Genomic DNA, 9,232 nt, shown 5'->3' with positions numbered 1-9,232 from the left:
GGGGCGCTCTCCGACAGCGCCAGGACGGAACAGACCCTTGCGTCCGGGGGGAGGCGGGTGTCGGCCCGGGCCGGTGGGGGGAGGGCGGACAGGAGCCTCGTTTACTCCGCCGGGAGAAAACCTGTCATCCGATCGGACCTGATGCCCGGAACGGAGCCTCGGTTCCGAACTCCGGCAATCGGCCGGGGCTCGATCGGCAGGCGGTTTCGCGCCTCCCTCCGGGGGGGGGCGCGCGTCCGGCTGGGCTCGACCTGTCATCCCGGCGCGGGCCGTCAAGGCGTCCCCTCGCCGTGCGGGCGCCGAAAGAAAAGCCCCGGAACCTTGCGGTCCCGGGGCCTGTCTTTCGCTGCGGTCGTGCGGGCTAGGCCAGCTGGGCGAGCAGGGTTTCCTTGATGGAGTCGATGGAGCCCTCGCCGTTGAGCACGATGTACTTGAAGCCGGCCTTGGGGGCCAGATCCTTGTAGTAGTAGGCCGAGGCCAGGGTGCCGGTGTTGGTGTCGTAGTAGATGTCGTGGCGCTTGCCGATGGCGCCTTCGTCCTGGTCGTCGGCGCGGGCGGAGAGCTCGCCGCCGCAGACGCGGCAGACGTCGCCGTTGGGCTTGATGGCGTCGATGAAGATGTTGTTGGGGTGGTTGGGGTCGTTCTTGCAGATGCGGCGGCCCATGATGCGGTTCTTGGCCACTTCGCGGGGCAGGAGGATCTCGATGACGTAGTCGATCTTCATGCCTTCCTGCTGCAGGGCTTCCCAGAGCTTCTGGGCCTGCACGGTGTTGCGGGGGAAGCCGTCGAGGAGCCAGCCGCCCGCGCCCTTGGCCTTCAGGGTCTCCAGGACCATGGGAATGGTGATTTCGTCGGGCACCAGGTCGCCGCGGTTGATGTACTCCTGGGCCTTCTTGCCGAGGTCGGTTCCGCCCTTGATGTGCTCGCGGAAGATGCCGCCCGACTCGATGTGGGCCAGGTTGTACTTCTTCTGAACCAGGGCACCCTGAGTGCCTTTGCCGCTGCCGTTGGGCCCGAAGATCAGGATATTCACGCGCCGCCTCCTTGTTTAAAAAATAACAATCGGTGCTTCCTACCCCTGGTCTCCGGAAGTGTCAACGCCGGTGCGCGTTTGAGCGGGGCAAAAGCGCACGCCCGTGCGCTCCACCCGGGCCTCCTTGCCGCCTGGAAACTGGATGCGCCTGCCCGTGGCCCGGGCCAGCCAGGCCTCGTCCAGCCTGCGCAGGGCCGCGCCCAGGGGCTGACCGGGACCCAGGGATTCCACGGCGCGCTTGTAGAGGCGCAGGCGCAGGGCGGGTGAGGCCCCCCTGAGCACCCGGGCGGGCAGGAAATCGATGGGACCCGGCGCGTTGGCGGGGTGCGCTCCCGCGAAGTCCGTCGCGCCGTGCACCACGTCCGCAAGGAGGCTCGCAAGCCTTGCGCCGCTGGGGCTTGAGCCCGTCGCGCGGGGGAAGGACCCTCCCTCGGAATGCGCGCCCGGGCAGGCCCCGCGCGGGCATTCGCCCGTCGAGGGCGTCGGGGCGGGGCCGTCGGCATTCCGCGCGCGGCTGAAGGCCCGGCATGGGCGCTCTCCGGCCTGCGCGGCGGCGGCCTCCGGCTCACCAGGCCCGGAGGATGCCGGGACGCATGGGGTCGCCGTGCCCGTCCGGGCGGGGCGGGGCGCTGCGGCCTTTGCGGACGGCGAAGCAGCCTCGGGTCGGACGGCTTCGGCCAGGGCCTGGGCCGTCAGGTGCTCCCAGTGGGCCTCGTCCTGGCGGGCCTGCCGCCAGAGTTCGGCGGCACGGCCGAGAGAGTCCGGATTTTCACGAGCGAGCAGGGGGAGCACGTCGTGGCGGATGCGGTTGCGCGTGAAGGCCGGGTCGGCGTTGGAGTAGTCTTCACGCCAGGGGAACCGGTCTCCTCCAGGAAGCGCCTCAGGTGCGCCTTGGGGGTGAGCAACAGGGGACGCAGCACGCGCCGGGCCGGGTCCCAGGCGGGCATGCCGCCCAGGGCGGGCCAGCCCGCGCCCCGGATCAGGCGCAGGAGCTGGTCCTCGGCCAGGTCGTCCAGGTGGTGGGCCAGGGCCACGGCGCACGCGCCGGTGCGGGCGAGGGATTCCCCGAAAAAGGCGTAGCGTGCCGTGCGTCCGGCGTCTTCCAGGCCCAGGCCCTGGCTGGCGGCCAGGTCACGCACGTTCCGGGCCGCAGCGTGGAACTCCATGCCGAGGTTCCGGGCCAGGGTGCGGCAGAAGGTGGCGTCTTCGGGGGATTCGGGGCGCAGGCCGTGGTCCAGGTGGACGGCGACGGGGACGATGCCCAGGCGGGGGGCCAGGGCGGCCAGGATGTGCGCCAGGGCCGTGGAGTCGGCCCCGGCCGAGACGGCCACCAGCAGGGGGCCCCGGCCCAGGGCGGCAGGCGTCTGTTCCGAAAGGAAGCGTTCCACGCCCAGGCAGAGCCGGGCGCACCAGGGCGGCAGCGCCTGGAGGCCCGTGGGCGCGATCATGGACTCAGAGCACCCCTTTTTCGATGAAAAACCGGGCGTAGCCCTGGTCCATGCCCATGACATGGTCCACGATCCAGGCCATCAGGTAGTCCAGCAACTCCTCGGAAACCTGGGCCTGCCCCGCCAGATGGTCCAGCTCGAAGCGCAGGAGCTTTTCAACGAATGCTTCGTGGGCGTCGGCGTGGACGGCCAGGCCGGGGAAGTCGTAACGGGCCATCCAGCGCTCTTCCGCAGTGAAGTGATCGCGAACGTAAGTGTTGAGTTCGCGCAGGACTCCGCTCAGGGTGTCTCGTTCACCGTCCTCCAGGGCTTTCTGAAGGCCCGCCACCAGCCCGATGAGGTGGCGGTGCTGGAGGTCGATCTCCTGGATGTGCACCGAAAGGCTTTCGTTCCAGACGATGGGGCGCATGGGGGCTCCTAGACGGCGATGTCCAGTTCGCGGATCAGGCCGTCGACGAGGTCGATCATGTGTTCTCGCAGTTCCCTGCAGGCGTAGGCCACGCAGGAGCAGCGCAGGATCTGGCGCGAACGCACCAGCATTTCCAGGCGCACCCAGCCGTCGCCGGTCTCGAGGGGCAGGAAGAACGGACCGCAGGACTGGGCGTGCTCGCGCTGTTCCGGGCCGAGCCGGTCATCCGGAACGGGAATATAATACATGCCTTTGATGGAACCCGTCCAGCCCTTGCGGGCCAGAGCCTCCTCGATTTTCTCCACGTCCTCGGGAGAGAGTTCGTCCACGGTATAGGCGCGCATGCGCTAGTTCTCCTCGGCAGGTTTGCGGTCCAGGTGGGCGTCCGGGGGGACGGCCTCCCCGTCCAGATTGAACATGCGCCGGGTGATGTCCAGGAAGCGTTCGCCGCCGCCTTCCTCCTGGGAGCGGCGCTTCAGGAAGACCAGGGGGTCGTGGTAGAGCTTGCGGGCCAGGGTCAGGGCCAGAGTCTCCACGGCGGCGCGGGTCTCGTCGGTGCAGTCGGGGCCGAGCCGCTTGAGGGTCTTGGCCAGCTCCTTGCGGGCGAGGTCTTCGCCGCGTCCGAGCAGGTCCACGATGGTGGGCTGGAGGTCCAGCGATTCGAGCCACGTGCCGAACTTGGCCGTCTCCACGCCGATGATCTCGCGGGCCTTTTCGGCCTCGGCCTGGCGCTGGGCCTTGTTCTCCTCCACCACTTCCTTGAGGTCGTCGATGTCGTAGAGGTAGACGTTGTCCAGGCTGTTGACGTCGGGGTCGATGTCGCGGGGCACGGCGATGTCGATGAAGAACATGGGCCGCTGCCTGCGCTTCTTGAGCACGTCCTTGATGTCGCGCGCCCGGATGATGGGCTCGGCCGACCCCGTGGAGGTGATCACGATGTCCACCTCGGGCAGGCGGTCGATCAGCTCCGAGAAGACGTGGGCCTTGCCCTTGAAGCGTTGGGCCAGCTCTTCGGCGCGCGCGAAGGTGCGGTTGACCACGCGCAGTTCGCGCACCCCGGCCCCGGCCAGGTGGGTGGCGGCAAGCTCCGCCATCTCGCCCGCGCCCACGAGCATGGCCTTCTTGTCGGCCATGTCGCCGAAGATGCGCTTGGCCAGCTCCACGGCGGCGTAGCTGATGGACACGGCGCTGGCGCCGATGCCCGTCTCCGTGCGCACGCGCTTGGCCACGGAGAAGGCCTTGTGCAGCAGGCGGTTCACCACCACCTTGGCCTGGTTCTTCTCCACGCTGGCCTTGTAGGCCTGCTTGAGCTGGCCCAGAATCTGGGGCTCGCCCAGGACCATGGAATCGAGCCCCGAGGCCACGCGGAAGAGGTGTTCCACGGCGTCCAGGCCCTTGTGGGCGTAGACGTGGGGGGCTAGGTCCGGCGATTCGCGACCGCTGGACTCCGCCCAGCAGGTCAGCACCTTCTGCGCGGCTCCGGCCCCGGGCTTCGCCACCACGAGGATCTCCACGCGGTTGCAGGTGGAGAGCACCATGACCTCGTCCACGGCGCGGCCCAGGGCGTGCACGCAGGCTTCGAAGGCTTCCTGGTCCTTGAGGGCGAAACACTCCCGCACGTCCACTCCGGCGGTGCGGTGGTTGAGTCCGAAGAGATGGATGTCGTGCTGCATCAGGCGAAACTGTGGTGCGTCTTGACGAAGAAGTTGATCCCCAGCATGGAGAGGAAGGTGAGCCCGCACACCCAGATGGCCAGCCAGGCCGTCTTGCGGCCCCGCCAGCCCAGGGCCTGGCGCTGGTGGAAGAGGTAGGCGAACAGAAGCCAGATGAACACCGCCGTGAGTTCCTTGGGGTCCCACGAGAAGAAGCGCTTCCAGGTGAGCCCGGCCCACAGGAAACCCGAGAGCAGGCCCACGGTGTAGAGCGGGAAGCCCGCCACCACGGCCAGACGGTTGGCGGCGTCGAGGCGGTCCAGGGAGGGCAGGGCGGCCCACACGCCCGTGAGCTTCTCCTTGGCCTTGATGCGCCGCTCCAGCTTGAGATAGGCCGCCCCGGCCGCCCCGGCCATGGCCATGAGCCCCATGGACCCGAAGAGCGTGCCGATGTGCAGGCCGAAGAAGAGCCCCGCCAGGGACGTGGGCAGCGGCAGGCGCGCCGCAGAGACCGCCTGGGAGCCCAGCAGCAGCACCAGCGCCAGCGGCGTGGCGATGAGCCCCAGGAACGACATGCCCAGCCTGATCCACAGGATGAACAGCGTGAGCACCAGGCACCAGGAGAAGAGGCTCAGGTAGAATTCGCCGCTGGCCAGGGCCAGGGCCGGGTCCCGCGCCAGCAGGAGCGCCAGCCACAGTCCGTGCAGGGCGAAGCCCGCGCCGCTGGCCGCCCCGCCCACCAGGCGCTGGGCGCGCGCGCGGGAGAAGACGCCGCAGATGTGGCTTGCGCTGCCCGTCAGGTAGAGGGCCAACACGGCGTAGAAGACGATGTCAGCAAAGTCCATCCAGGAGCTCCGGGATGCGGGGGGCAAGCTGCGTCGGGATGTGCCGTTCCAGCAGGTCGGCGGCCGTGGCCCGGTCCCTGGCCTCCAGGGCCTCCAGGAGGCCGGAGTCCACCAGGCCCCGGAAGATGGCCCCGTTGCGCGGCGAGCCGAGCCCCAGTTCCAGCACCAGAGGGCGCAGCCTGCTCATGAGCAGGAGCGCCGCGCCGTATTCCGTGCCCAGGAACTCGCCCAGGCCCTTGCGGATCTTGCGCGCCAGGGCCGGGGAGGCGCCGCCGGTGGAGATGGCCACCGTGAGGTCCCCCTGGGTGAAGAGGGCCGGCACGATGAAGCTGCACTTCTCGGGCTGGTCCACGATGTTGCACAGGATGCCCCTGGCCTCGCAGGCGCGGCTGATGCGCCAGTTGAGCTCCTCGTCGGACGTGGAGGCGATCACCAGGAAGCGGCCGTCCAGGTCCTCGTCCTTGAAGGAGCGCTGCTCGAAGGAGACGCCGGGCAGGGCGAGCACCTCGCCCATGGAGGCGTCGGGCTCGCGCGTGTCCAGCACGAGGATCTCGCTGGCCCCGCAGGAGGCCAACGCGCCGATTTTGCGCTGCCCCACCTCGCCTGCGCCGACCACGAGGCAGCGCTTGCGGGTGAGGTCCGCGAAGAGTGGATAATATCGCATGGCGGAGCACCATAACAAATCCCGCCCGGACCGCAAAGCCACTTTCTTTCCCCCCGGCCTTGGGATAACCCAAAAGACCATGAAACCGGCCCTGGTGATCCAATTGGCGCGCTTCGGCGACCTGATCCAGACCAAGCGCCTCGTGCTGGGCCTGGAGTCCGCCGGGCGCACGGTTCATCTGCTGGTGGACCGCTCCCTGGAAGCCCTGGCCCGTCTGGTCTATCCCCGGGCCGTGACGCACGCCCTGGACGCCCACTCCCGCCCGGACCCGGCCGCCACGGAGCGCGTCCTGGCGGAACTTGCGGGCGTGGACTTCCACCGCGTCCACAACCTCAATCACTCGGGCATGAGCCTGGCCGTCTCGGCCCTTTTCGACCCCGGCATCGTGCGCGGCCACAAGCTCCACCTGGGCCAACCCCTGCGCGATCCCTGGGCCTGCATGGCCCTGCGCTGGACCCGCAACCGCCGCCACGGCGGGGTGAACCTGGAAGATTTCTGGGCCGCCTTCGCCCTGCCCATGGCCGATCCCGAGGCCGTGAATCCCGCAGCCGAGGGCAGGGGAGGGGGGCTGGGCTTGGTGCTGGCAGGGCGCGAATCGCGGCGCTCCCTGCCGCCGGACGTGCTGGCCGGGGTGGTGCAGGCCGCGCTGCCCGCCGTGTCCGGAGAGGACATCCTGCTGCTGGGAACGGCGGCGGAGCGTCCCGCGGCCAAGGCCCTGGTCTCCCTGCTGCCGCCGAAACTGGCGGCACGCGCTAAGGACCTCACCGGGCGCACCTCGCTCACGGAGCTGGCCTCGCGCCTTGAGGGCCTGGACCGCGTGCTCACCCCGGACACCGGGGCCATGCACCTGGCCGCGCACCTGGGCGTGCCCGTTACGGCCTTCTTCCTCTCCTCGGCCTGGTGCCACGAGACGGGACCCTACGGCGCCGGACACATGGTCTGGCAGGCCGTGCAGCCCTGCTCGCCCTGCCGGGAGTCCGTCCCGTGCCCCAACGGCTGGGCCTGTCTGGAGGCCTTCCGCCGCCGGGAGTTCCTGCGCCTCGTCTCGGGCAGGCTCGCGGGCGACCCGCCTCCCGGACTTGTGGGCTTCCGCACGGGCTTCGACGCCCTGGGCGCGCTCTGCGAACCCTTCGCGGGCACGGACGGCCTGGAGGGCGGGCGCGCCCGGCTGCGCGGCTTCGTGGCCCGCCACCTGGGCATTGCGGGGGGCCGGTCGCTGCCTCCCGAGCCCGATCTGGCCGAACGCCTGGAAGAGGAGCCGGACTGGCTGCTGGACAAACCTCAAGCCCTACATGAGCTTTTATGAACCGATCCCTGCGCGTGCTCGTGGTCCTGCCGCTCTACGGCGGCTCCCTGCCCGTCGGGCGCTACTGCCGCGACGCCCTGGTCGGCCTGGGCCACAGCGTGGAGGTGTTCGACGCGCCGGCGTTCCACGGGGCTTTTTCGGCCCTCAAGTCCCTGCGGGTCACCACCGAGCGCCTGGACTACCTGGAGCACGCCTTCCTCCAGGTGGTGGGGCAGGCCATTCTGGCCAAGGCCGAGACCTTCCAGCCCGATCTGGTGCTGGCCATGGCACAGGCCCCGCTCTCGCGCCAGGTGCTCAAGCGCCTGAAGCAGGCGGGCACGCCCTCCGTGATGTGGTTCGTGGAGGACCACCGCCTCTTCACCTACTGGGAGTCCTACGCCCGCCATTACGACGCTTTCGCCGTGATCCAGAAGGGCGATTTTCCCGAGAAGCTGGCCCAGGCCGGTCAGCCCAACAGCCTCTACCTGCCCCTGGCCGCCGATCCCGCCTTCCACAGGCCTCTGGAGCTCTCCCCGGTGGAGAGGCGCATCTACGGGGCCGAGGTCTCCTTCCTGGGCGCGGGGTATCCCAACCGCCGCCTGGCCTTCCGGGAGCTGATGGGCCACGGCCTGAAGATCTGGGGCTCGGACTGGGATGGCGACGAGACGCTGGCCCCCCTGGTGCAGCGCGGCGGCGAGCGGGTGAGCCCCGAGGACGGCGTGAAGGTGTTCAACGCCACGGCCGTGAACCTGAACCTGCACTCCAGCGTGAGCGCCAAGGAGCTGGTCTCGGGCGGCGATTTCGTGAACCCGCGCACCTTCGAGCTGGCCATGTGCGGGGCCTTCCAGCTGGTGGACCGCCGCGAGCTGCTGCCGGAGCTCTTCGGCCCGGACGAGCTGGCCACCTTCGGGAGCATGGAGGAGCTCAAGGAGCGCCTGGAGCACTTCCTGCGCGCCCCGGAGGAGCGCAGGGCCTGGGCGGAGCGCGCGCGCGCCAGGGCGCTTGCGGACCACACCTACCAGGCGCGCATGCGGACGCTCCTGGCCTTCCTGGAGGAGCGCCTGGAGGGCTGGCCCGCCCCGCGCAACGAGGAATCGGCCCTGGACGCCCTGCCGGAGGCCTACGCCGGAAGGGCCCGGGAGCTGCTGGCCAGCCTGGGGCTCTCCGAGGACGTTCCCTTCAAGGATCTGGTCTGGGCGCTTCGCGCCAGGGCCGGGAAGCTGGACGCCGTGGAGACTGCGATTCTCTTTTTGGACGAATGGCGCAAGCAGTACGGGATCAAGGCGGGCTGAGGCGTGGACAGGGACATCCTGATCATCGCCGGGCCGAACGGGGCCGGGGAGACGACGTTCGCGCGGGAGTTCCTGCCTCGGGAAGGCGGTTGCCTGACCTTCATCAATGCTGATTATCTTGCACAGGGGTTGTCACCCTTGGCCCCGGAACTGGCCGCCGTGCGCGCTGGGAAACTGATGCTCCAGGAAATCAATCGGTAGATTACAGTGCGTGAGTCGTTTGCCTTCGAGACCACGCTGAGCGGCAAAGGCTATGCTATGAAGATTCCGGAGTGGAGGCAATAGGGATACCGGGTGACGCTGCTGTTTCTCATCGAAGAGGGGGCAATCGATGTCTTGTGAAACCGGTTTTAGGTCCCTGGAGCTTGCGGACATCCATAAGGCCCTGGAGCGCGCCGCGTTGCGCGCCCGGGAGGACGCCCGGCGCTGGGGGACCGCCCTCGTCTGGTGTCGCGACGGCAAGCTCGTGAAGGAGTATCCGGGGCAGCCCGGGAGGCCCGGCGAGCCGGTGGCGGCCCTGGATGACGATTTCCGGAAGGCTCCCGCGTCCCTCAAATGAAACGGGGGCCGAAGCCCCCGTCATCTTGTCGTCTCTGCGCGCGCG

General features: G+C 69.3%; 12 protein-coding genes. 4 read left to right on the top strand and 8 right to left on the bottom strand.

The genetic code is table 11. From position 1 onward, the window contains the following. Positions 1-361: 361 nt before the first annotated feature. From ACV4UX_RS04800 to ACV4UX_RS04765, 8 genes are all read right to left on the bottom strand, one after another. Complete coding sequence (locus tag ACV4UX_RS04800) at positions 362-1,033, bottom strand: adenylate kinase (RefSeq protein WP_491592183.1); 672 nt, start codon at positions 1,031-1,033, stop codon at positions 362-364. A 39-nt stretch (positions 1,034-1,072) separates the two neighbouring features. Then, a complete protein-coding gene (locus ACV4UX_RS04795) occupies positions 1,073-1,390 on the bottom strand; it encodes a hypothetical protein (protein WP_491592182.1) in 318 nt (105 codons plus the stop codon). 335 nt (positions 1,391-1,725) lie between these two features. Further along, positions 1,726-2,481 (bottom strand): tRNA lysidine(34) synthetase TilS, encoded by a 756-nt coding sequence (gene tilS, locus ACV4UX_RS04790; RefSeq protein WP_491592181.1) that lies wholly within the window; start codon positions 2,479-2,481, stop codon positions 1,726-1,728. A 4-nt stretch (positions 2,482-2,485) separates the two neighbouring features. Further along, positions 2,486-2,890: a bacteriohemerythrin gene (locus tag ACV4UX_RS04785; protein ID WP_491592180.1), complete on the bottom strand. Its 405-nt coding sequence runs from the start codon at positions 2,888-2,890 to the stop codon at positions 2,486-2,488. An 8-nt stretch (positions 2,891-2,898) separates the two neighbouring features. Further along, entirely contained in the window at positions 2,899-3,234 is a 336-nt protein-coding gene (locus tag ACV4UX_RS04780; protein ID WP_491592179.1) for a hypothetical protein, read from the bottom strand. Positions 3,235-3,237: 3 nt separating this feature from the next. Next, complete coding sequence (gene hemA / locus ACV4UX_RS04775; protein ID WP_491592178.1) at positions 3,238-4,563, bottom strand: glutamyl-tRNA reductase; 1,326 nt, start codon at positions 4,561-4,563, stop codon at positions 3,238-3,240. Continuing rightward, positions 4,563-5,387, bottom strand: coding sequence for a cytochrome c biogenesis protein CcsA (ccsA, locus tag ACV4UX_RS04770; protein ID WP_491592177.1), 825 nt, complete (start codon positions 5,385-5,387; stop codon positions 4,563-4,565). The genes hemA and ccsA overlap by 1 nt, the downstream gene beginning before the upstream one ends. Next, positions 5,374-6,051: a precorrin-2 dehydrogenase/sirohydrochlorin ferrochelatase family protein gene (locus ACV4UX_RS04765; protein WP_491592176.1), complete on the bottom strand. Its 678-nt coding sequence runs from the start codon at positions 6,049-6,051 to the stop codon at positions 5,374-5,376. Before ACV4UX_RS04765 ends, ccsA begins: the two co-directional genes overlap by 14 nt. Positions 6,052-6,130: 79 nt before the next feature. Between ACV4UX_RS04765 and ACV4UX_RS04760 the strand changes: the two genes are divergently transcribed. The 4 genes from ACV4UX_RS04760 to ACV4UX_RS04745 all read left to right on the top strand — a co-directional run bounded on the left by ACV4UX_RS04760 (position 6,131) and on the right by ACV4UX_RS04745 (position 9,187). Then, complete coding sequence (locus ACV4UX_RS04760; protein ID WP_491592175.1) at positions 6,131-7,357, top strand: glycosyltransferase family 9 protein; 1,227 nt, start codon at positions 6,131-6,133, stop codon at positions 7,355-7,357. Continuing rightward, the gene (locus ACV4UX_RS04755; protein WP_491592174.1) at positions 7,354-8,628 is read left to right on the top strand and encodes a CgeB family protein; all 1,275 of its coding nucleotides are present in this window, start codon (positions 7,354-7,356) and stop codon (positions 8,626-8,628) included. Before ACV4UX_RS04760 ends, ACV4UX_RS04755 begins: the two co-directional genes overlap by 4 nt. 3 nt (positions 8,629-8,631) lie before the next feature. Beyond that, positions 8,632-8,829 carry a hypothetical protein gene (locus ACV4UX_RS04750; protein ID WP_491592173.1) on the top strand — a complete coding sequence of 66 codons (198 nt, stop codon included), beginning with the start codon at positions 8,632-8,634 and terminating at the stop codon, positions 8,827-8,829. Positions 8,830-8,959: 130 nt separating this feature from the next. Then, positions 8,960-9,187, top strand: coding sequence for a hypothetical protein (locus tag ACV4UX_RS04745; protein ID WP_491592172.1), 228 nt, complete (start codon positions 8,960-8,962; stop codon positions 9,185-9,187). Positions 9,188-9,232 lie beyond the last annotated feature (45 nt).

Source organism: Fundidesulfovibrio sp. (genome assembly GCF_058402725.1).
Note: the sequence above shows the minus strand (reverse complement) of the source record. Positions and strands in the feature narration are given on the sequence as shown.